Source organism: Chryseobacterium sp. W4I1 (assembly GCF_030816115.1).
GTDB lineage: Bacteria > Bacteroidota > Bacteroidia > Flavobacteriales > Weeksellaceae > Chryseobacterium.
This window is the reverse complement of sequence record NZ_JAUSXQ010000001.1, coordinates 1877768-1899965: the sequence shown is the minus strand read 5'-3', so window position 1 is coordinate 1899965 and position 22198 is coordinate 1877768. Positions and strand designations below refer to the sequence as shown.

Below are 22198 nucleotides of genomic sequence, written 5' to 3'. Positions count from 1 at the left end.
TACCTAAATTTGATTAAACTAATAAAAAAAATACATGAAAAAAACATTACTTATTGCTGCCTTTATGGCGGCTAACTTTTCCTTAGCACAAACCTACAATAATGGAGGTTTAAGTACTGGAGCTACTTCCAAAGGCGGAACTGCTGCTCCTACCGGATACACCTGGTCTGAACTTCAGAATAATACAGGAAATGCTACAGAAACTAATACAAGCCTTGGCTTGGCCGGAACCTCAAGCTCTGTAACGTCAAGTTATTTTCTTGCGGATGACTTTACAATTCCTGTGGGAGGCAGCTGGCAGATCAGTACCATTGATTTCTTTGCCTACCAGACCAATTATGCAGGAACTACAGCTCCTTTTAATACAGTGAGAGTTAATATATACAGCTCAGATCCTTCAGTAGCTGGTGCTGCCAGTGTATTTGGAGATGATACCACTAACAGATTCAGTGCTGGGGTAGACTCCAACATATACAGAGTGGGAAACAGTATTGTACCTACATCGGTAATTCCGGTGACAAACAGAAAGATATGGAAAATTACAGCCAATACTCCGGTTACTTTAGGAGCTGGAACCTATTGGATAAAATACCAGCTACAGAATGTTGTGATGGCGAGCGCAGGTTTTTTACCGCCAGTGACCATTGTTGGAAACCGTGGACTTCCTTCTTTCAATGCAAAACAGTTTGATTCTATTGCTGGAACATGGACGCCTATAGTTGATGCAGGAAATCCTGCAAGTGCTCCGGATTATCCATTGGATATGCCTTTTGTCATTACTTTTACATCCACAACATTAGGCACACAGGAAACAGTGCAGTATGACAACAGGATTCAGGTATATCCAAACCCGGTAAGAGATAGTTTCAGAATAAATAATCCTGATAAAATAAAGATCAGCACAGTAGAAGTTATAGATGCTTCGGGTAAACTGGTAAGAACTCTGAAAGGTTCAGAAGAGTATAATGCTTCAGATCTGCCAAAAGGAAATTATATTCTGAAAATAAAGAATGACGGCGGGCATACTAAAATTACAAAATTAATAAAGCAATAGCTTTAGTTTTCTTCTTCAAATATTTTTTATCCTGGCCATCTTCTCTGGCCAGGTTTTTTATGGCTCAAAACTTTCAAATTTTCCGTTTTCATAGAACAAAACAATTCGTTTTATCTTATTGGTTTGATTATCAATGGCTTGATTGATAATTTGATCAACGGAATGGTCTAATCGCTGAGAATCGGATATATTTTCCTGAGCTTTATTCTTGTACGGTATAAGTGATTCTCGCGGGCTTTGTTTTGGGAGTTGAATTTCCTCTTCGGCTATAAAATCTTCATCATCTTTCATCATGGTAAATAAATCAGGCAGAGGAGTAAGTCTGATTTTTTCATCTTCAGGTTTTTCTATATCCGTAGTTTCTTTTTCCGGCAACTCTGATTTCAGCATTTCACCTTCGCCTGTAACCAGCCAGTCCCAAAGGATCTCAGGAAACCGGGATTTTATTTTTATAATAAATTCCAGAGAAGGCTTATTTCTTCCCGAAGTAATATGGGATATGGAAGAACGCTGTACATCGATCTCATCTGCAAACTCAGAAGAGGTGAGATTGGAATACTCTATAACTTTGGAAATTCTCTCGTTTAAACTCATAAAAATAAGTTGTTAATTGTGTTACAAATGTAAATAATAAAATTTACATTTACAAATTACAAAAGTAAACAAAAGGTGAATTTTGCAAATACACAAATGTAAATAACAAATAAACATCTATATTATAATGTCTTACGTATAATATCTAATACTTCTTAAGTAATTTAACAAAGTAAATTTGTATTATTAATCTTATTATATTGAATAATAAACCTCCAAATGCCTCATAAGGTTCCATTTACATTTTAATGCCTGAATATAATTGTAATTATTTGATTAATAGAAGTTAATATTTAAATAAAGATCTTATACATTTATCCTAATTTATAGGTTCTATCTGTAGATAACAGTAACTTATTTACCGTATACATCTGTAATTTCAGAGTTAAATGATTATTAATAAGGTGTTTAAGTATAATGTAATGGCATAATTCTTTATTGAAGTAAGTTAAAATCTTTAAAAAAGATTAAATAAAGTTTTACTTCCAAAAAATAGGCTGAGTTTAGAAGGATAATTACAAAAAATAAACAATTTACATTTGTGTATTAATTAGAATTGTAAGTTTTCCACATTTGTATCGTTTAATATTTTTATGCCTATTTGCCGATTATGAGGCTTTATTGTACTTAAAGTAATATTGCAAATATTATTGATGTAAACTTTGTAAAATACTGAATTTTAGTTATTTAATATTTATATATTATTATATATTCAATTAACAATTTTATCCACAGACAAAATGACAGTACAACATGTTTAGTCATGTTACAAATGTTAATTATATTTTTCTGTTCAAAAATCATTAAATTTGACTCTTGTAAATTATTTGTAATGAATTTTGAAGAGATCTATTTTCCAAACCCTAATTTCTTAAACCGCTATATTTCCCCTGAAAAATTATTTTCCTATCTACAGACCAATTTCAGCGGTTACATTCAGGAGATCGGAAGGTCATATTTAGATAAACCCATTTATCAGTTAAGTATCGGAACCGGATCTATTAATGTTCTTGCCTGGTCGCAAATGCACGGCAATGAATCAAATGCTACTCATGCAATATTGGATCTTCTGGAAACCTTGGATAAGGCTCCTGAAATGAAGGATGACCTGTTCGGTAAAATAACACTGGATTTTATTTTCATGCTCAATCCTGATGGGTCAGAACGATGGACGAGACTGAATGCAGCAGATATTGATTTGAACAGGGATTTCCATAACGAAGCCAGCAAAGAGATTAAATACCTTAAAAAGGCCGTTGCTTCAAAGAAATACGATTATGCATTGAATCTGCATGAACAAAGAACTATCTTCACTACGGACGGTATACATCCTGCAACGCTTTCCTTTTTGGCTCCATCCGAAAACATTGAACGTACCGTTACGGATAACAGAAAGAAATGTATGGCGGTAATAGGAAAGATTTATGATCATTTGAAAGACTTGATACCCAATCAGATCGGAAGATATTCTGACGAATTTTATCCGACTTCTACTGGTGACAACTTTATTAAAGCAGGAATGCCTACCATTTTATTTGAAGGAGGACATTTTATTGATGATTATACAAGAAAAGGCACAAGGAAATATTATACAATTGCTTTATATTATGCATTAAAAGCAATCAGTGAACTGGATTCTGCTGTTGAAGGATGGGAAAAATACCTTGAAATCCCCGAAAACCAGGAAACACATTACGATATCATCTACAGAAATGTCAAACTGAATACAGATCATGAATGTATTCTTGATGTTGCTGTTCAGTACAGGGAAATAATAGAAGAAGGGAAAGATGAAATATCCTTTGTTCCTTATGTTATGGAAGTAGGTGATGTAAAGAGAAAAAAAGGCTGGCTGGAAATAGACTGTACAGGAAAGAAATTTGTAGCAGCTACAAAATATCCGAAGTTGGATGCCATAGCAGAATTTACAATAGAAGATTAAAGAGTATTATTCCAAATAAAAAAACGTCCTCAAAAGTAATTCTTGAGGACGTTTTATATTATTAAATGAAGATTAGTTGACCACTTTAATTCCATTGGCTACAAATCTGATCTCTTCTTTAGGAGTTGTGATGGCATCAATTTCAGCCTGAGGTTTTTTAGCATCTTCTGCATAATGCTTCTGCTCATCTATAGAAGTTACTTTTCTTTCTGCAGTACCTTCCAGTACTACATTTTTACCTTTTAGAGCGGTCGGTACAAAGAATGCATAATCTTTCATTTTTACGAAAAACTGAGAATTATCTTCAGTCTGGATCGTAAGCCAGCAGCCTTTTTTCTCGCATACATCCGTCACTTTTCCTTTAACGGCAATTCCTTCCACTTTTTTGTTGTCTTTTTTAAGTTTCTTACTCAGTTTATCTACTGTGATTGCTTTAGACTCATTGGAAACAACTACAGCTCCGTAAGTATCGCCTACAACTGCATTTCCTGCAGGTGGGCCAAATTTTTTCTCTGATGTCTCCTGTGCAAAAGCCAAAGTGGAAGCGCTTACAGCAGCAGCAAATAATATAGTCTTGAATTTCATTTTTAATATTTTTTTCAAAAGTACTAATTAAAATCGAATAATAATTTTGAGAAAACTTGATAAAAAATAAGCGGTGCTGTAAATTTTAAACAAATTTCAAAATCATGACAGATTTGTTTATATTTGATGCCTATACTTGACTATGCAAAAAAAACTGAAACTTTGGGACGCCGTTATGCTGGTAATGGGGTCTATGATCGGAAGCGGAATCTTTATTGTAAGTGCCGATATGATGCGAAACCTCGGATCCGGATTCTGGCTGATCATAGTATGGGTCATTACAGGAATCATGACGGTAGCTGCTGCAATAAGTTATGGAGAGCTTTCGGCGCTGTTTCCAAAAGCTGGTGGTCAATATACCTACCTTAAGGAGATCTTCGGAAAAAGGATGGGATTTCTTTATGGCTGGGGACTTTTTACTGTAATCCAGACAGGAACTATTGCCGCAGTAGCAATGGCTTTTGGTAAATTTACAGCTTATCTCGTTCCGTCCTTGAACCAGGCAGCTCCTATTTTACAGAGTGGCGAATTCAAGATTACCTGGATACAGATCCTCGCAATAGCCGTTATCCTTCTTCTTACTTACATCAACACAAGAGGTGTGCAAAGTGGTAAGCTGCTTCAGAATGTATTTACAGGATCAAAGATTATTGCTCTATTAGGTTTGATCGCTGTAGGGTTTATTCTGGTAGATTTTTCCCATATGGCCCAAAATTTCAGCTTTGGTTTTGATTCATTTAGTAATCTTAAAAAAGATCTCACCGGTAATTTTCTTAAAGAAGGCTGGGAGCCTATAGGTGGAATGACCTTGCTTGGAGGTATTGCAGCAGCTATGGTAGGCTCTGTTTTCAGCTCTGTAGCCTGGGAAAGTGTAACTTTTGTTTCCGGCGAAGTAGAAAATCCCAAAAGAAATATTGTTAAGTCAATGATCTATGGAACTTCTGCGGTGATGATTCTTTATTTAGCGGTCAATTTTGTCTATCTTAATGCTTTAGACAGAGACAGTATTGCTTTTGCAGCGGACGACAGGGTAGCAGTTGCTGCATCACAGAATATTTTCGGAAGTGCGGGAACGATTATTATTGCAGTTCTTGTGATGATCTCTACATTCGGATGCGATAACGGACTGATTCTCGCAGGTGCCCGTGTGTTTCAAACTATGGCAAAAGACGGAATGTTTTTCAGATCCGCCGAGAAAAATAATAAAAACGAGGTTCCGGAAAATGCTTTATGGATGCAGGGTATCTGGGCATCGGTCCTTTGTTTGAGCGGACAGTATGGTAACCTGCTGGATATGATCTCTTTTGTGATCGTTTTATTTTATATGATCACCGTTTTTGGGGTTATTTATTTAAGATTTAAAAAGCCGGATCTTGAAAGACCTTACAAAACTTGGCTCTACCCTGTAACTCCAATTATCTATCTTCTGATAGGAACCGGCTTCTGTGTACTGCTTCTGATCTACAAACAGCAATATACCTGGCCAGGCTTTCTGATGGTACTGCTGGGGCTTCCGGTCTATTATTTTATCAACAGAAACAAGCAAACCGATCAATAAAATAAATTCAACCGTATTTATATACTTTTAAGGCTTCCCGACTTGTCAGGAAGCCTTCATTTTCAGTAATATTTTGGTTTCTTTTTCTTATTTATTTCATGAAAATGTGTATTTTGGTATTTCTTTTTTAAGTGAACTAGACTATGAAGAAAAAATAAGAAGCTGACTATGGATACACCAAATTACAGAATGCCTTTTGTACCTTCTACATTAATGACTGAAGGCGGAAGCATTGAGATCTGCGACATGGGCGAAAGCATTGCTCACAATATCATGCTGCTGATTACCACCAAAAAAGGCGAGAACAGATATGATGACAATTACGGGAACGACGTTTGGAACCTGGAATTCGATAATGGAGTGACCAGTGCTGTTTGGGAGAGCGTCTTTATTAAAAGCCTCAGACGGCAGATCCAGGAATATGAACCACGCATTGTACAGGCGCAGATTGATGCGCATATTCAATTTGTAGAACACAGCTACGATACCAAAGAACATACAGAGATCAAAAAGAAAGTAAGAATTGCCATCAATGCAAAAATGGAGGCAACGGGAGAGCGTTTCAGTTTTTCTACAGAATTATTTTTAAGTCCGATGTCTATTGACTAAACACTCTTCTAATAACCTACACCAAAATTTATGAACTTAGATCAAAATATATATTCCAAAGAATCTGTAAAGGCAAGAATGCTTCAGAATGCCACCAAAGTGTGGGGACTGAAAAGCCCGCAGTCTCTGGATCCTTTTGTAAAACTCCTGATTGATGCCTTCAGTACGGAAGTCTTTAAAGCCAATAACGAAATCCAGACTGTAAATGCCAGGATTCTGGAAAAACTGGCCAAACTTCTGACTCCATCAATATATACCCATCCGATTCCGGCTCATGCTGTGGCCTTTACACTGCCTTATGAGTCTTCGGAAGTTTTGTTGGAGCACACCGAATTCTTTTTCCGTAAGCAGATGACGTCTACCGTGAAATCAGAATCGGATAAGCAGCTGAATATTCCTTTCACGCCGGTAGGCAATGTTCGGATCAATAAAGTACAGACCTCAGTAATGTTTGTTGGGAATACCTGTTACAGTGTTGATGACAGGCTTAATAAAATACCTGTAGCAAGATTCCAGGGAAAGCCGGAAGATTACAGAAAGATCACAATTGGAGTAGATGTAAGCAGATACGCCAGTGAAAACTTCCCTAAGTATGTAAGTATATTCTGTTCAAACCCAGCCTTTGAGCATATGGATTTTGTATATAAATTACTTCCATACATCAATGTGACCAGTAATGGAAATCCTTTATTTGTAAGGGAAGGATTAAGTTACCTGACCAATAGCCAGCAGGAAGGATACGAGCAGATGTTCAGAGAGCAGTCGATCCGGAATAAGGCTATTGAAGATATTAAAAGCATTTACCGCCATAAATTTATTGAGGTAACCGGAATTTCAAGCAGTCTGTTTTCAGAACCGGGAAAACTTCCTCAGAATCTGGAGTTTCTTGACGGAAAAGAAGAAATAAGAAAGCAAATTGGAGATAAACGTTACTTATGGCTGACATTTGAGTTTCCACCCCAGTTTTCCGCGGAGATCCTGGATAATTTTTCATTTGTACTGAATGCTTTTCCAATCTACAATAGAGGATGGAAGAAAACAGAATACAGCCTGGACATTATGGGAAACAACATTCCTTTGGTTACAGATGAAGGTGAGCATTTTCTGTATGTAGATGAGGTTCAGGATGGTGATGGAAGAAGATATACTGAAATTCCTTTTACCCCGGCAGATGACCTTAAAAAAGGACTTTATACAGTAAGAAAAGGAGGTATGGAACGTTTTACGAATAGAAATGCTGTAGATATGATTGCCAATGTGCTGGAGCTGACTAGAGATGAAATTGCCGCATTTTCACTTTTAAACAGGGATAACGTTAAAGGTGTCCTTAGTGAAATGTCTGACAAAATGAAAACAATGGTCCAAAAGGTGAATAATGCCAAGAGAAATATCAGACAGGAACTGAATTATGTCATCATGGAGCCTGTAGAAAAAACAGACCACACCTATGCTTCCTTTTGGGTAACGCATTGTACGCTCGCCAATCATATGCGTCCGGGAACAGAGCTATCTAATCAGCTGAAGTCCCAGACTGTGATTCTTCTTACTGAAACTATTGGTGGCGCTGAGGAACAGAAAGGTACAGACAGTATTCAGGCTTATAAATATGCATTAACTACAAGAGACAAAATCATTTCCCTTGAAGACGTTAAAAATTATTGCAGAATGATTCTTAAAGATGAGGTAAAAGAGGTAAGGGTAAGAAGAGGAACCATGATTAGCAACAGGCCAAAAGAAGGTTTTGTAAGAACCGTTGAGGTAGAGATCATTCCTCAGAACTATTCTTTCTATGGAAGGGCATACTGGGAAAATATGGCCAATATTCTCCGAAACCAGATCATTTCAAAGGCTATTGACGGGATAGAATATGTAGTAAGAATAAATAATGAAGACATCGATCTTGACGAAATTTAAATTAATATCTAAACTATAAAATATGAGAAAGATTATCGTACTTGCACTAGCCCTGACTTTTACATCAGTCAGTGTGATAAGCTGTAAAAAAGATATCAGTAAACTGGGGCAATCTGTTATAAATCTTGGAGGAGCCGAAGATGCCAATGCTATTATTGAATTTAACAATAACTTTTTAGATTCCTATAAAAGTACATCCAGACATATAGAAAGTATTCTTAAATATGCAGATGCTGCCTCAGCGAAAGCTAAAGGAGAGAACGTAACGATAATGCCTATTGTAATCAATTCGATGGATTTTTCATTCGGAAAGATCAAGGATGTGCCGTCAGGATTCGGAAAAGATAAAGCAGCCATTGAAGCAGACTTTAATACATATAAAGCTAAAAAAGAAATTATACAGAAGAAGTTTGATGAACTTAAATCCTATATGACTTCAGAAGACTATAAAGATGACAAAGGAGCGAAAGCTGATGCCATCACAAAAGATATTGAGACTGAAGCTCAGGCTTTATTTACCTCAGGTGAAAATTTAATCATCAAGATCAAGCCCGGAACTGATGCTGCAGAAGAAGTTGTATTGAAAGATCATCCAATGAAAGAATTCATTATTTCTTCTAAAAGTGTAATGACTTCCCTGGAATCTACCATTGATGTGCTGGACAAGCAGTATTCCGGAAAATTCAATGAAGCAGAAATTCAGAAAAAATATGACGAGCTTGCCAAAGCAGTAGAAGCCAATTCAAAAATGAATTTCGACGTAAAAGATCCACAGTATTCGTATAAAAAATCTCAGTTTGAAAGCTTTAACAAAAGTGCTTCAGACTTTTTAGATATCTACAGAAAGCTCATCCGTGACTCCAAAGGCACAGGGAAAATATCCGACAGTGATATCCAGCAGGTCGACTCATCCTACGAGTCTGTCCTGAATTCATACAATTCATTTGTGAAATAACCCAATACGTATAATTCATTATAAAGACCAGTACACTGTATTGGTCTTTTTATTTTATAAAGATGAATCATCGTCTTAAAAAAGAACCCATTTGATCTATTTAAAATTTAACTAAAATTAAGTGGTAATAAAATATTTCACCTTATACATTTCCATAAAATTCCGTAATTTTGCACATTGTGATTTTCAGGCAGAATCACCCCAAATTATGAGTAAATCAACAGAATATATAGAAGTTTACGGAGCACGTGAACACAACCTTAAAAATATCAATGTAAAGATCCCCCGCAACGAACTTGTTGTAATAACAGGGCTTTCCGGAAGCGGAAAATCATCTTTGGCATTCGATACCATTTTTGCAGAAGGACAGCGCCGTTATATTGAAACATTTTCAGCTTATGCACGTCAGTTTTTAGGCGGTTTGGAACGTCCTGATGTAGACAAAATTGAAGGACTTTCTCCGGTAATTGCGATAGAGCAGAAAACCACCAATAAAAATCCCAGATCCACTGTAGGAACGGTTACTGAACTCTATGATTACCTGCGTCTTTTATACGCAAGAGTTTCCGATGCCTATTCATTGTCTACTGGAAAAAAATTGGTAAGCTACACAGAAGACCAGATTCTTGAAACCATTAAGGAAAACTATAAAGGCGAAAAAATAATGCTGATGGCTCCTGTGGTGCGTTCAAGAAAGGGACACTATCATGAGCTTTTTGTGCAGATGGCCAAAAAAGGTTATGGCCAGGCCAGGATTGACGGTGATTTACAGGATATAGAATATGACCTGAAATTGGACCGTTACAAAACCCATGATATTGATATTGTGATTGATCGTTGGATCATTGGAGAAAATGCCTCAGAGGGCAGAATGGAAAAATCACTGCGTACCGCAATGGAAATGGGTGAGGGGATTATCGGAATCCAGAAACTGGGAGCTACCGATATAGAGTACTTCTCGAAAAACCTGATGGATGCAGAAACAGGACATTCCCTGGCACTTCCTGAACCGAATACATTCTCTTTCAACTCTCCGAAAGGAAGCTGCCCGGAGTGTAAAGGATTGGGAACCATCAAAAAGATCAATACAGATTATTTTATTGAAAATCCTAAATTATCAATAAACCAGGGTGGATTGCTGCCATTGGAAGATATTAAATCCAACAAATGGATTCTGTCTCAGATCAAAAATATCCTTGAGATCTTTGGTTTGGGAATGGCAACACCTATGAAAGATATTCCCGAAGAAGCTTTGGATTATATCTATAACGGATGTCACAAAGAATTTAATAAAGACCTGAAATACGCAGGAATCACCAAAAAGATAAAAATAAGTTTCGATGGTCTGATCACTTTTATGGAAGAGATCATTGAAGAAAGAGAATCTTATGAAGCCGTATTATTAGAAAGGCATTTCACCACTGAAGAAACCTGCCCGGAATGTGGCGGGACCCGTCTTCAGCCGGCAAGTTTAAGTTTTAAAATAGACGGAAAGAATATTGCTGAGGTAAACGGTTTAAGTTTATCCGATCTGAAGGAATGGTTATCCGATGTAAAAGATAAATTCTCGGAAAAAAATAAGATCATTGCCCACGAGATCTTAAAAGAGATTGAAACAAGACTCCAGTTCCTTCTGGATGTAGGTTTGGATTATCTGAGCTTAAGCAGAAGCTCCAAAACACTTTCCGGAGGAGAATCTCAAAGGATCCGTCTGGCTACACAAATCGGGTCACAGCTGGTGAATGTATTGTATATTCTGGATGAACCAAGTATCGGGCTTCACCAAAGAGATAATGAAAGACTGATCAGATCATTAAAAAACCTTAGAGACATCGGAAATTCTGTTATTGTTGTAGAACACGACAAAGATATGATTCTGGAAGCCGATGAGGTGCTGGATATTGGCCCTAGAGCCGGAAAATTCGGGGGAGAAGTGCTGTGGCAGGGAAAACCAAAAGATCTTTTAAAAGCAGATACTATTACAGCACAGTATATCAACGGAAAAAGAAAAATAGAAATTCCTGCAGAAAGAAGAGCCGGAAGCGGCAAAAACATTTTATTAAAAGGAGCTACAGGAAATAACCTTAAAAATGTTACCCTTGATATTCCATTAGGGAAACTGGTGGTAGTAACTGGAATTTCAGGAAGCGGAAAATCTTCTCTGATCAACGGAACTTTGTACCCGATCCTTAATAAGCATTTCTACAGAGCTGTTCAGGAGCCTCTTCCGTATAAAAAAATAGACGGTCTTGATAATATTGATAAAATTGTAGACGTAGACCAGACTCCGATCGGGAGAACACCACGTTCAAATCCCGCAACATACACAGGAATGTTCACTGATATCAGAAATCTTTTTGCAGAACTTCCGGAAAGCAAGATCCGTGGCTATAAGCCGGGAAGATTCTCATTCAATGTAAAAGGCGGAAGATGTGAAACCTGCCAGGGTGGAGGATTAAAAGTTATTGAAATGAACTTTCTTCCTGATGTGTATGTTCACTGTGAAACCTGTAATGGAAAACGTTTCAACAGAGAAACACTGGAAGTGCGTTACAAAGGGAAATCAATTTCCGATGTGTTGGATATGACGATTGATGAAGCGGTAGACTTCTTCCAGCCAATTCCTAAGATATTTGCTAAAGTAAAGACCCTTCAGGATGTAGGATTGGGATATATTACCCTCGGACAGCAGTCTACAACACTTTCAGGAGGAGAGGCACAACGTATTAAACTGGCAACAGAACTATCAAAAAGACAGACTGGAAATACACTGTATATCTTAGATGAACCTACAACCGGACTTCACTTCGAAGATGTAAAGATCCTGATGGATGCCATCAACCAGCTGGTAGAATTAGGAAACTCATTTATCATCATTGAACATAATATGGATGTGATTAAATTAGCCGATCATATTATCGACGTAGGACCGGAAGGCGGAAAGCACGGCGGACAGATCGTTGCGCAGGGAACTCCTGAAGAAATTGTAAAGTCTAAGAAGAGTTTGACTGGAAAATTCTTGAAGCGGGAACTTGAATAAGAAATATTTATCTAACTATATAAAAGAATTTGCTTTTGCAAATTCTTTTTTTATTGAAAATCAATTATTATTAAGGTCAAAATAAGGCTAATTTACCAGTCTAATATTAATTTTTTAATTTTATTTAAAATTATTTATCTGGTAATCAGCTAATTGAATTTCAATGTTAACTTAATGTTAACTCAATATGAATTTAGTATGAATTATTTCATAACTTTGGTAAAGGAGATATACATAATATTTAAAACCAAAGACTTATGAAAAATAAAGTTCAAATATTGATTGCTTCATTCTTAGTTTGTGGATTCATGGCTGCAAACAATATGGTTAAAGCGCAAATATCAGATCATAGTACAATTGAGGAAATCCAATTGAGCAAGAATAAAGAAACCTTCAATGATATAAGAAATAAATTGATGGAAAACTTTGATCTTACCAATTCTGATTACAAGCAAGGAACAGTAAACTCAGTAGTAACATTTGATATTACAAAAAAAGGCAAAATAATAAATGTTCATTCTAATGGCGACTGCAAAATTGTAAGCAAAGAAATTGAAAATGTTTTAAGTGAACTTGATTACAGAGTAGACCGCAAAAATTTAAATGAAAATATGGTTGCCTATACTTATAAAATGCCTGTAACAGTTGAAATAAATAACAGATAATATTCAAAAGTATTTTTTACACGGAAATACTGTTTGTATTAAAACAATAATTAAAACTGTGTACTTGAAAAAGAAAGCTTGACTATGGCTAAACATTTTAAAAATAATAAAGCCCTGATTTAATTTGATAAGTCTATTGAAATTAAATCAGGGCTTATCTATTATAAAGAAGAGATATAAACTTCTATCTTGGTTCCATCATAATTAAATGTTCCGTCCTCATTGGGCTTACCTAGTACCCATTTCATATCTACCGGTACCGACCATGCTGTTCCCAGTGAGAAACCGTTGACAGATCTGATTTCTGAACAGTTGCCTGTGGTAATAGCAGAATGAAACCATGTTTTGTCTCTTACCCGGTAAAAACCTACTGCCTTTCCTTTAGGAATCACAGCATAGCCATCCCATTGCTCTCCGCCGGAGTAATTGAACTTATTAAGCCATCCCTGCGCACGAAACTGAACAAGCTCGTCCGGAGATATGGCTGCCCCTCTCATGTAAAGAGCATAGGCTACAACATCATGACATACGCCTTTATTATAAGCACTAATATCATCCTGTCCAGAAAGAAGACCATTGGAGATCAATGATTTTTTCGCTGGTTCTAATTGCCCTGAATGGGCTCCTTTTGGTGTGATCATTTCAATATTTTTATTGGTTTGGTGTGATGTTTTGGTTATTTAAAGATATAAAATTATTTTTAAACCCTGATTTTCATAGGTTTCCTGCTTTTTTCTGCAGTTACATCTTTCTGATTCATATATAAAATATGAAAGCCTTAAATATTAAATTGTAATAAATGATAGAAAAAGTCGTTATAAATTTACTCATCATAAAATTAAAACGATATGAAAAATTTAAAGAAACTGACAAAAACCGAGTTAAAATCTGTGTACGGTGGCGAACCAAAGAAATACTGCGTATACTGCGAAAGACTGAACAAAGTAGTATGCAGTGAGGTTCCGATCGCTCAATGCCCTTAAAAATTAAAGCTGCTTTTGCAGCTTTTTTTATGATGAGGTTTCAGTTATTCCCTTGCATTCTCTCCTTAACGAGGTACCAATTCTCCAACCACTTTCTTTCATCTTTCAATCTCAATGTAACAGCCCCAGAATTCCTTTTTTAAATTAATCTGATAGTTTAAAATAAATAGAGCAGCTCATCATAAAAATGTATACATTTGAGTATAAAACATGATCTGTGAATCCTATTCTTGACGTTGTCGTCCGTTCCCTTTGCGTTTACCTTTTTATGGTAATCGCTATCCGTCTTTTTGGTAAAAATCAGCTTTCTCAGCTCAATGCAGGGGATGTTGTTTTGTTGCTGCTTATTTCCAATGCTGTTCAGAATGCTATGGTAGGACCGGATACATCATTGCAGGGTGGTCTTATTGCAGCGCTTGTCCTTTTTGCGGCTAACTTTATTTTAAAAAGGCTGATGTTTTCCAACCGAAAATTTGAAACGTTCATGGAAGAAGATCCCGTTATTCTCATCAGAGATGGAATAATAGATCAGCCTGCTTTGAATAGAGTGAAAATCACCAGGGATGAATTGGAAGAGGCCATAAGAGAACACGGTGTAGAAAAAATTGAAAATGTAAAACTGTCTATCCTTGAAGTAGACGGAAACATAAGTGTTATCTCACAGGATGAAACAGGAAAGCAGACCCATTATTCAAGAATAAAAAGAAGAAATAAAAGAAAATACCATTAAGCAAAATGAATTACGAATTAAGAGAAATGCTTCCCGGCGACGAAAAAAGAGTGCTCGAAATTTACAGTGAGGGACTAGACAGCGGTATAGCTACTTTTGAAACAGAAGTTCCTACAGCTGAAGCATGGAATATGGAATATTTCAACGACTGCCGCTGGGTGCTGGAAAATGAAAGCAACGAAATAGTAGGGTGGTGCGCTTTGAAACCGGTAAGTAAAAGAGAATGTTATAAAGGAGTTGCCGAAGTAAGCATTTATTTTGAGAATACTTACCAGGGGAAAGGTTTAGGATCAGTTCTGCTGAAAAAGATGATTCTCGACAGCGAAAGCCACGGATTCTGGACTCTTCAGGCCAGTATTTTCCCGGAAAATGAAGCTTCGATAAGATTCCATCAGAAAAATGGTTTCAGAACTATAGGAGTCAGAAAAAAAATAGGAAAACTCAACGGACAATGGAAAGACATTGTTATGATGGAAAAAAGGAGTGATATAATAGATTAATTGGAATAAATCTGTAGTTTTAAATATATAATAAAACTAACTTCTAATCTCTACTATCTGACTTCTTTTAAATTTTGGCACTAACCTTGTTATCTCTCACTATCGGAATTTGAAAAAGTGAAAAAATGAAAGGATTGATTAAAATTGCAGGAGTTGTGACGGTTTTGTCTATGATGACATCATGTGTAGTGCATGATCAGCATGTAAGAAGGCTTCCACCGGGACAGGCTAAGAAAGTTTATGGAGGAAGTGCCAGATATTATGCACCCGGACAAGTTAAAAAAAGAGTCTATTACTATGATTATGATGACAGAGATAGAGGCCGAGGACATGGACACGGACACAAAGGCAAAAAGCATCACAGAGATTGAAAAAAATAAAAAAGCCCTGAATTTTCAGGGCTTTTGATTTTATATTTTAAAATCGTGAATTTTTAGGATTAAGAAAGGTATTGAAAATCATCACTTCCGCTCCGAATTTTTTCTCAATTCTTTCCGAAATGTTCAGCATTTCACTTTTAATGAAATCTTCCCTGAGATCCTCATTGTCAAACATCAGCAGCAGATTATAGTTCTTGCCTTCTTCAATATAATCACTGTGTACTTCAGATAGAATATATTTATCGACATCCATTAGGTTTTCCGCCATCAGAACCAGTGTTTCATCAATATAATTTTCCCATTCTTCAATATTGTTTTTCGTGCAGTGGAAAGTTATACTCAGTAAGCTCATATTTTATGAATTTTTAAGATTATTAGGATAAATTCTAATACAAAAATCGGCAAAAATTTCGTAAATTAGCCCGTTAATAAAAATTGGAAATAAATTATTTTCAGACGCACAGCTAAAGGTCTGACTGTCATTATAATAAAATTTGTTTATGCAAAAAGAAGGAGAAAGACTGATTCCTATCAACATTGTTGATGAAATGAAATCATCTTATATCGATTATTCGATGTCGGTTATCGTTTCAAGAGCGTTACCGGACGTAAGAGACGGCCTTAAACCCGTTCATAGAAGAGTACTTTATGGTATGTATGGATTAGGGGTTTTTTCTAATAGAAAATATTTGAAATCTGCGAGAATTGTTGGAGATGTTTTGGGTAAATACCACCCGCACGGAGACTCTTCTGTTTACGATGCAATGGTAAGAATGGCCCAACCCTGGAGTTTACGTTATCCACAGGTAGACGGGCAGGGTAACTTTGGTTCCATGGACGGTGACCCGCCTGCAGCAATGCGTTATACAGAAGCAAGACTTAAAAAGATTTCTGATGATGTACTTGCAGACTTAGATAAAGAAACTGTTGATTTTCAGAACAACTTTGATGACAGTTTGACGGAACCTACCGTTATGCCTACAAAAGTTCCAAACCTTTTAGTAAACGGAACATCCGGTATTGCTGTAGGTATGGCGACTAATATGGCTCCCCATAATTTATCAGAATCTGTAGATGCTATTTCAGCTTATATAGATAATAAAGATATTAGTATTGATGAATTGATGCAGTTCATTACTGCACCGGATTTCCCGACAGGAGGTATTATCTATGGGTATGATGGTGTAAGAGATGCTTTCCACACAGGAAGAGGACGTATCGTACTGAGAGCAAAGGTAAACTTTGAGGAGATCGGAAATAGAAATGCAATTATCGTTACAGAAGTTCCTTATCAGGTCAATAAAGCTGATATGATCGCCAGAACGGCTGAACTTATTAAAGATGATAAAATTCTAGGGATTCATGAAATCAGAGACGAATCAGACAGAAATGGTCTGCGTGTCGTGTATGAACTTAAAAATGATGCGATCCCGAATGTAGTCTTAAACCTTTTATATAAATATACGGCACTTCAGACTTCTTTCAGTGTAAACAACATTGCATTGGTTAAAGGAAGACCGGAACAGCTGAACTTAAAAGACATCATCCACCACTTCGTAGAGCATAGACATGAAGTGATTGTGAGAAGAACTCAGTACGAGCTTAAAAAAGCGAAAGAAAGAGCTCACATCCTGGAAGGTTTCATGAAAGTGATCGGAACCCAGGATTCTCTGGACAGAGCAATTTCCATCATCCGTCACAGCGCCAATCCTCAGGCTGCAAAAGAAGGTTTGATCGAAGCATTCGAGCTTTCTGAAATTCAGGCTCAGGCAATTCTTGATCTTAGATTGGCACGTCTTACGGGAATGGAACTTGATAAGATCCGTGACGAATACGATGCAATCATGAAAGAGATTCTGAACTTAGAAGATATTTTGGCTAATGAACCAAGAAGATTCGAGATCATCAAAGAAGAGCTTGCTGAGATCAAAGAAAAATATGGTGACGAAAGAAGAACTGAAATTGATTTCTCAGGAGGAGAAATGTCTATTGAGGACATCATTCCGAATGAAGCAGTAGTTCTTACCATTTCACACGCAGGATATGTTAAAAGGACTTCGCTTTCAGAATACAAAATTCAGAGCAGAGGTGGTGTAGGAAACAGAGCGGCAACCACAAGGGATGAAGATTTTCTTGAATACATCGTTTCTGCGACCAATCACCAGTATATGCTATTCTTTACAGAAAAAGGAAGATGTTACTGGTTAAGAGTTTTTGAAATTCCTGAAGGATCCAAAACATCCAAAGGACGAGCTGTACAGAACCTGATCAACATTGAGCCGGATGATAAGATAAAAGCATATATCAGAACCAATAACCTGAAGGATGCAGAATATGTAAACCAGATGAGTGTAGTGATGGTTACCAAAAACGGTACAATCAAGAAAACGTCTCTTGAAGCTTACTCAAGACCTAGAGTGAATGGGGTGAATGCTATTGAGATCAGAGATAATGACCAGTTGTTGGGAGCTTACCTTACTAACGGAGATTCTCAGATCATGATTGCTACCAAAAACGGTAAATGTATCCGTTTCCCTGAAGAAAAAGTAAGAGAAGTAGGAAGAGGTTCTATCGGGGTACGTGGGATCAGCATGGATGATAATGACGAGGCAATTGGTATGATTGTTGTGAATGATGTGGAGAAAGAAACGGTACTTGTGGTTTCTGAAAAAGGATATGGCAAGAGAACTGCTGTCGAAGATTACAGAATCACCAATAGAGGAGGGAAAGGAGTTATCACCCTAAATATTACCGAAAAAACAGGAAATCTGATTGCTATTCAGAATGTAACAGACGAAGACGGATTGATGATCATCAATAAGTCTGGTGTTGCCATCAGAATGGGAATGGATGAAATGAGAGTAATGGGAAGGAATACCCAAGGGGTAAAAATGATCAACCTTAAGAAAAATGACGAAATTGCAGCGATTGCAAAAGTAGCAATGGATAAAGATGTAGAAGAAGTTTCTGAAGAAAACGAAGAAGGAACAGAAACTGTAACCAATAACCAGGAAAACAATACGGAAGTACCTCAGACTGAAAAAGAAAATCCAACTGAGGAAAATGAGAATTCAGATTCTGAAGAATAAAATGTACAATTAATATAATATAGTTAATATGAAGAAACTTATTTTAGGTATTGCAATCGTGGCTTCTGCTTTTGTTTTTGGTCAGAAAGCTGATGTGAATGCCAAATTACAGGAAGCAAACAAAGCTGCTATGGATGCGTATAATGCAAAAAATTATACCGTTGCAGCCCCTAAGTTTTTAGAAGTCTATAACTTATTAAAAACGAATGGTCAGGATGATAAAATATATATGTATTATGCAGGATTGAGTTATGCTTTGGCAAATAACACCGACGAATCCATCAAAATATATACAGAACTTATCAACTCTGGCTTTACTGGTGTTCAGACTACGTATACGGCAAAAGAAAAAAAATCCGGAAATGTAGTGAATTTGGATAAAGCTACCTGGGAACTGATGAAGAAAAATGCTGATTATTCAGATTTCAAAACAGAACAGACAGCAAGTGTTGAACCGGATCTATATGAAACGTTAACAACATTGCTTCTCAATGCGAAAAAACCTAATGAAGCATTAGTGATCATTGAAAAAGGATTAGCAAAATATCCAAATAATGCTAAACTTAAAGATGCCCAGAGTACTGCTTACTACGATTCAGGAAATACTGAAAAGTTCATTGTCACCCTTAAAGAACAGCTTGCAAAGAACCCAAACGATGCGACCAATTGGTATAATCTTGGCGTAATGCAGTCTAAAAATCCTGCCACATTGGAAGATGCTATCACATCATTCAAGAAAGCAATTGAAATCAAGCCTGATTTTGAGAATGCTCACCAGAACCTGGTATATACCGTAATTGGTGATGATTCTAAAATTGTTGAGCAGATCAATGCAACAAGAAAAGAAAAACCAGAAGAAGCTACCAAGCTGATCGATGCAAGAAAAGAAAGGTTTGCTAAAGCTCTTCCTTATGCTGAAGGTTGGTATAAAGCAGCCCCTGAAAGCCTTGATGCTCTAACTGCGTTGAAAGAGATCTATATTGTAACAAAAAATGTAGATAAAATTAAAGATCTTAAAGTTAAAGAAGCTGAGCTTAAAGCAAAAGCCCCAGCAAAATAATTCTATAGTTTGACAATAAATGAAACCGGAACAGAAATGTTCCGGTTTTTTCTTTAAGATCCAAAACACCGCTATATTTTTTAGCGCTATTATCCTTAAATTTCACCGTAAAAATTCTCTGCAATTCCGTATCTTTGGGAAAAATTTTTACAACATGATCGAGTGGAAAACCGTCAAAGAATACGAAGATATTACCTATAAAAAATGTAATGGTGTAGCGAGAATTGCTTTCAACAGACCAGAACTTCGAAACGCTTTTCGTCCAAAAACTACCTCAGAATTGTATGATGCTTTTTATGATGCTTCTGAAGATTCGTCAATAGGAGTGGTTTTGCTTACCGGAGAAGGGCCAAGCCCTAAAGATGGAGGTTGGGCATTTTGCAGCGGAGGAGACCAAAAAGCAAGAGGACATCAGGGATATGTAGGAGAAGATGGAAGACACCGTTTAAACATTTTGGAAGTTCAGCGTTTGATTCGTTTCATGCCGAAAGTTGTTATTGCGGTTGTTCCGGGCTGGGCTGTAGGCGGAGGACATTCACTTCATGTAGTTTGTGATCTTACGTTAGCGAGTAAAGAACATGCCATTTTCAAACAGACTGATGCCGATGTTACAAGTTTTGACGGAGGTTACGGATCAGCTTACCTTGCCAAAATGGTAGGTCAGAAGAAAGCCCGTGAAATATTCTTTTTAGGAAGAAACTATTCTGCTCAGGAAGCGATGGACATGGGAATGGTAAATGCTGTTATTCCTCACGCAGAATTAGAAGATACAGCTTATGAATGGGCTCAGGAAATTTTAGCTAAATCTCCACTATCGATCAGAATGCTGAAATTTGCCATGAACCTTACCGATGACGGAATGGTAGGGCAGCAGGTATTTGCAGGAGAAGCAACCCGTTTGGCTTACATGACGGAAGAAGCTCAGGAAGGAAGAAATGCATTCCTTGAAAAAAGAAAACCTGACTTCGGAGAAAATCAGTGGATATCTTAAATTGTAAAAAGTACAATGTAATAATGATTTAATGATTTAATAGATTGTACATCATACATTTTACATTATAAAAATTATGACTGACTGGATTAAAGCCGCAAGGCTACGAACTTTACCGCTTTCTTTAAGCGGAATTATTATGGGAGCCTTCATTGCAAAATGGAGACTTTATGGCGAAGGAGGAACATGGGACTGGAAAATTTTTGCCTTGGCACTTCTGGTGACCCTTTTATATCAGATTTTATCAAACTATGCCAATGATTATGGAGACGGTATAAAAGGAACTGATGCCAAAAGAATCAATGAAGCAGAATCCAGAGCAGTAGCTTCAGGAAGAATTACGGCTAAGCAGATGAAAAATGCAGTAATTCTTTTCTCAATATTATCTTTTGCTGCTACAATTGCTTTGTTGTATGTCGCTTTCATTCCGGATTATATGAATGAATTTTATATTTTCATAGGATTGGGAGTAGCCTGTATTTTAGCAGCCATAGGTTATACCGTTGGAAAAAAACCTTACGGATACATGGGATTGGGAGATCTTTTTGTATTTGTATTCTTTGGATTGGTTTCAGTATGCGGAAGTTATTTTCTGTTTACAAAAACCTTCAGCTGGGACATGCTGTTGCCTGGAACAGCTGTAGGAATGATGAGCATGGCAGTTCTTAATCTTAATAATATGAGAGATATAGAAAGCGACAGGCTGTCAGGGAAAAACAGCTTTGCCTTGAGGATCGGTTTCAAAAGTGCAATGATTTACGAAATGATCCTTTTACAGCTTCCTCTGGTTCTGATTCTTATATTTTTAGCGCTAAACGGTTTTATACAGTCTCAGAACTATTATGTTTTCATCGTGATGATCTTACTGATTCCTTTTGCTAAGCTTAGAAGGAAAATCATGTCTGTAAAAGAACCTAAAGAATTAGATCCATTTTTAAAACAAGTGGGTATTCTTACATTTACGATGGCGGTTCTTACAGCAATAGGACTTAATTTTTTTAAATAAATAAATTCCATTACTATGAGTTCAAATACCTATGTTCAAGCTCAGATGCTTATCAGGAAACCTGTTGAAGAGGTTTTTGAAGCATTTGTCAATCCTGAAGTGACAACCAATTTCTGGTTTACGAAATCTACCGGAAAACTGGAAGCAGGTCAGACTGTAACCTGGGATTGGGAGATGTATGGTGCAAAATCCGTTGTAAAAGTTCATGAAATCATTTCCAATCAGCTGATAAAAACAGAATGGGGAGATCCTGCAGTAAATGTAGACTATGAATTCAGAGAAATGGAAAAGGGAACTTTGGTTATCATTAAAAGCTATGGTTTTGCCCAGACAGGGGAAGACCTTCTGAGAGTAGTTAATGATAATACAGGCGGTTTTACTACAGTTTTAGACGGCTGTAAAGCCTATCTAGAGCATGGGATCAAACTGAACCTGATTGAAGATAAATTTCCACAGAAATAATATGACTTTTAAGCTGTTCTGAGGGTAATCTCTTACGCTCTATAAAAAATCCGCTTTGTGAAAAATTTATAGCAGACTTTG

21 protein-coding genes are annotated in these 22198 nt (G+C 36.7%); 17 read left to right on the top strand and 4 right to left on the bottom strand.

Translation table 11 applies throughout. The annotated features are described in order from the left end of the window. The first annotated feature begins 34 nt into the window (after positions 1-34). On the top strand, positions 35-1054 hold the full coding sequence (locus QF044_RS08810; RefSeq protein ID WP_307265966.1) for a T9SS type A sorting domain-containing protein: 1020 nt from the start codon (positions 35-37) through the stop codon (positions 1052-1054). 57 nt (positions 1055-1111) lie between these two features. Here QF044_RS08810 and QF044_RS08805 read toward each other — a convergent pair whose 3' ends face one another. Further along, the gene (locus tag QF044_RS08805; protein ID WP_307265964.1) at positions 1112-1648 is read right to left on the bottom strand and encodes a helix-turn-helix domain-containing protein; all 537 of its coding nucleotides are present in this window, start codon (positions 1646-1648) and stop codon (positions 1112-1114) included. 832 nt (positions 1649-2480) lie between these two features. Here QF044_RS08805 and QF044_RS08800 point away from each other — a divergent pair. Continuing rightward, positions 2481-3590, top strand: coding sequence for a M14 family zinc carboxypeptidase (locus QF044_RS08800; RefSeq protein WP_307265962.1), 1110 nt, complete (start codon positions 2481-2483; stop codon positions 3588-3590). A gap of 72 nt (positions 3591-3662) precedes the next feature. Here QF044_RS08800 and QF044_RS08795 read toward each other — a convergent pair whose 3' ends face one another. Further along, positions 3663-4175 (bottom strand): DUF4920 domain-containing protein, encoded by a 513-nt coding sequence (locus QF044_RS08795; RefSeq protein ID WP_307265961.1) that lies wholly within the window; start codon positions 4173-4175, stop codon positions 3663-3665. A 142-nt stretch (positions 4176-4317) separates the two neighbouring features. Here QF044_RS08795 and QF044_RS08790 point away from each other — a divergent pair, with 142 nt between their 5' ends. The 6 genes from QF044_RS08790 to QF044_RS08765 all read left to right on the top strand — a co-directional run bounded on the left by QF044_RS08790 (position 4318) and on the right by QF044_RS08765 (position 12916). Next, positions 4318-5733 carry an APC family permease gene (locus tag QF044_RS08790; protein ID WP_307265960.1) on the top strand — a complete coding sequence of 472 codons (1416 nt, stop codon included), beginning with the start codon at positions 4318-4320 and terminating at the stop codon, positions 5731-5733. A 168-nt stretch (positions 5734-5901) separates the two neighbouring features. After that, complete coding sequence (locus QF044_RS08785; RefSeq protein ID WP_307265958.1) at positions 5902-6342, top strand: GPW/gp25 family protein; 441 nt, start codon at positions 5902-5904, stop codon at positions 6340-6342. Between the two features lie 30 nt (positions 6343-6372). Further along, positions 6373-8256 (top strand): type VI secretion system baseplate subunit TssF, encoded by a 1884-nt coding sequence (locus QF044_RS08780; protein WP_307265956.1) that lies wholly within the window; start codon positions 6373-6375, stop codon positions 8254-8256. Between the two features lie 22 nt (positions 8257-8278). Further along, entirely contained in the window at positions 8279-9211 is a 933-nt protein-coding gene (locus QF044_RS08775) for a DUF3829 domain-containing protein (protein ID WP_307265954.1), read from the top strand. A 208-nt stretch (positions 9212-9419) separates the two neighbouring features. Next, entirely contained in the window at positions 9420-12251 is a 2832-nt protein-coding gene (uvrA, locus tag QF044_RS08770; protein ID WP_307265952.1) for an excinuclease ABC subunit UvrA, read from the top strand. A 257-nt stretch (positions 12252-12508) separates the two neighbouring features. Continuing rightward, on the top strand, positions 12509-12916 hold the full coding sequence (locus tag QF044_RS08765; protein ID WP_307265951.1) for a hypothetical protein: 408 nt from the start codon (positions 12509-12511) through the stop codon (positions 12914-12916). A 161-nt stretch (positions 12917-13077) separates the two neighbouring features. Here the strand turns inward: QF044_RS08765 and QF044_RS08760 are convergent, their stop codons facing one another. Continuing rightward, on the bottom strand, positions 13078-13557 hold the full coding sequence (locus QF044_RS08760; RefSeq protein ID WP_307265950.1) for a hypothetical protein: 480 nt from the start codon (positions 13555-13557) through the stop codon (positions 13078-13080). Positions 13558-13764: 207 nt separating this feature from the next. Here QF044_RS08760 and QF044_RS08755 point away from each other — a divergent pair, with 207 nt between their 5' ends. From QF044_RS08755 to QF044_RS08740, 4 genes are all read left to right on the top strand, one after another. Continuing rightward, a complete protein-coding gene (locus QF044_RS08755; protein WP_073336610.1) occupies positions 13765-13899 on the top strand; it encodes a bacteriocin in 135 nt (44 codons plus the stop codon). 217 nt (positions 13900-14116) lie between these two features. Next, positions 14117-14629 carry a DUF421 domain-containing protein gene (locus tag QF044_RS08750; protein ID WP_307265948.1) on the top strand — a complete coding sequence of 171 codons (513 nt, stop codon included), beginning with the start codon at positions 14117-14119 and terminating at the stop codon, positions 14627-14629. Positions 14630-14634: 5 nt separating this feature from the next. Next, positions 14635-15129, top strand: coding sequence for a GNAT family N-acetyltransferase (locus tag QF044_RS08745; protein WP_307265946.1), 495 nt, complete (start codon positions 14635-14637; stop codon positions 15127-15129). A gap of 125 nt (positions 15130-15254) precedes the next feature. Next, complete coding sequence (locus QF044_RS08740; RefSeq protein WP_307265944.1) at positions 15255-15500, top strand: hypothetical protein; 246 nt, start codon at positions 15255-15257, stop codon at positions 15498-15500. 46 nt (positions 15501-15546) lie between these two features. Here the strand turns inward: QF044_RS08740 and QF044_RS08735 are convergent, their stop codons facing one another. Further along, a complete protein-coding gene (locus QF044_RS08735) occupies positions 15547-15861 on the bottom strand; it encodes a DUF4286 family protein (RefSeq protein ID WP_307265942.1) in 315 nt (104 codons plus the stop codon). A gap of 148 nt (positions 15862-16009) precedes the next feature. Between QF044_RS08735 and gyrA the strand changes: the two genes are divergently transcribed. From gyrA to QF044_RS08710, 5 genes are all read left to right on the top strand, one after another. After that, the gene (gene gyrA / locus QF044_RS08730; protein ID WP_307265941.1) at positions 16010-18598 is read left to right on the top strand and encodes a DNA gyrase subunit A; all 2589 of its coding nucleotides are present in this window, start codon (positions 16010-16012) and stop codon (positions 18596-18598) included. Positions 18599-18626: 28 nt separating this feature from the next. Then, positions 18627-19658, top strand: coding sequence for a M48 family metallopeptidase (locus QF044_RS08725; protein ID WP_307265940.1), 1032 nt, complete (start codon positions 18627-18629; stop codon positions 19656-19658). Between the two features lie 154 nt (positions 19659-19812). Continuing rightward, entirely contained in the window at positions 19813-20649 is an 837-nt protein-coding gene (locus QF044_RS08720) for a 1,4-dihydroxy-2-naphthoyl-CoA synthase (protein ID WP_034725441.1), read from the top strand. Positions 20650-20725: 76 nt separating this feature from the next. Further along, positions 20726-21655: a 1,4-dihydroxy-2-naphthoate octaprenyltransferase gene (gene menA, locus QF044_RS08715; protein WP_307265939.1), complete on the top strand. Its 930-nt coding sequence runs from the start codon at positions 20726-20728 to the stop codon at positions 21653-21655. Positions 21656-21670: 15 nt separating this feature from the next. Beyond that, positions 21671-22117, top strand: coding sequence for an SRPBCC family protein (locus QF044_RS08710; RefSeq protein WP_307265937.1), 447 nt, complete (start codon positions 21671-21673; stop codon positions 22115-22117). Positions 22118-22198 lie beyond the last annotated feature (81 nt).

What these genes read in the sequence shown, in the direction of transcription:
- QF044_RS08805 (WP_307265964.1), bottom strand. Translation starts at nt 1,648, where the DNA reads ATGAGTTTAAACGAGAGAATTTCCAAAGTTATAGAGTATTCCAATCTC.
- QF044_RS08740 (WP_307265944.1), top strand. Translation starts at nt 15,255, where the DNA reads ATGAAAGGATTGATTAAAATTGCAGGAGTTGTGACGGTTTTGTCTATG.
- gyrA (WP_307265941.1), top strand. Translation starts at nt 16,010, where the DNA reads ATGCAAAAAGAAGGAGAAAGACTGATTCCTATCAACATTGTTGATGAA.
- QF044_RS08745 (WP_307265946.1), top strand. Translation starts at nt 14,635, where the DNA reads ATGAATTACGAATTAAGAGAAATGCTTCCCGGCGACGAAAAAAGAGTG.
- QF044_RS08760 (WP_307265950.1), bottom strand. Translation starts at nt 13,557, where the DNA reads ATGATCACACCAAAAGGAGCCCATTCAGGGCAATTAGAACCAGCGAAA.
- QF044_RS08795 (WP_307265961.1), bottom strand. Translation starts at nt 4,175, where the DNA reads ATGAAATTCAAGACTATATTATTTGCTGCTGCTGTAAGCGCTTCCACT.
- QF044_RS08810 (WP_307265966.1), top strand. Translation starts at nt 35, where the DNA reads ATGAAAAAAACATTACTTATTGCTGCCTTTATGGCGGCTAACTTTTCC.
- QF044_RS08800 (WP_307265962.1), top strand. Translation starts at nt 2,481, where the DNA reads ATGAATTTTGAAGAGATCTATTTTCCAAACCCTAATTTCTTAAACCGC.
- QF044_RS08710 (WP_307265937.1), top strand. Translation starts at nt 21,671, where the DNA reads ATGAGTTCAAATACCTATGTTCAAGCTCAGATGCTTATCAGGAAACCT.
- menA (WP_307265939.1), top strand. Translation starts at nt 20,726, where the DNA reads ATGACTGACTGGATTAAAGCCGCAAGGCTACGAACTTTACCGCTTTCT.
- QF044_RS08775 (WP_307265954.1), top strand. Translation starts at nt 8,279, where the DNA reads ATGAGAAAGATTATCGTACTTGCACTAGCCCTGACTTTTACATCAGTC.
- QF044_RS08765 (WP_307265951.1), top strand. Translation starts at nt 12,509, where the DNA reads ATGAAAAATAAAGTTCAAATATTGATTGCTTCATTCTTAGTTTGTGGA.
- QF044_RS08790 (WP_307265960.1), top strand. Translation starts at nt 4,318, where the DNA reads ATGCAAAAAAAACTGAAACTTTGGGACGCCGTTATGCTGGTAATGGGG.
- QF044_RS08720 (WP_034725441.1), top strand. Translation starts at nt 19,813, where the DNA reads ATGATCGAGTGGAAAACCGTCAAAGAATACGAAGATATTACCTATAAA.
- QF044_RS08735 (WP_307265942.1), bottom strand. Translation starts at nt 15,861, where the DNA reads ATGAGCTTACTGAGTATAACTTTCCACTGCACGAAAAACAATATTGAA.
- QF044_RS08755 (WP_073336610.1), top strand. Translation starts at nt 13,765, where the DNA reads ATGAAAAATTTAAAGAAACTGACAAAAACCGAGTTAAAATCTGTGTAC.
- QF044_RS08785 (WP_307265958.1), top strand. Translation starts at nt 5,902, where the DNA reads ATGGATACACCAAATTACAGAATGCCTTTTGTACCTTCTACATTAATG.
- uvrA (WP_307265952.1), top strand. Translation starts at nt 9,420, where the DNA reads ATGAGTAAATCAACAGAATATATAGAAGTTTACGGAGCACGTGAACAC.
- QF044_RS08725 (WP_307265940.1), top strand. Translation starts at nt 18,627, where the DNA reads ATGAAGAAACTTATTTTAGGTATTGCAATCGTGGCTTCTGCTTTTGTT.
- QF044_RS08780 (WP_307265956.1), top strand. Translation starts at nt 6,373, where the DNA reads ATGAACTTAGATCAAAATATATATTCCAAAGAATCTGTAAAGGCAAGA.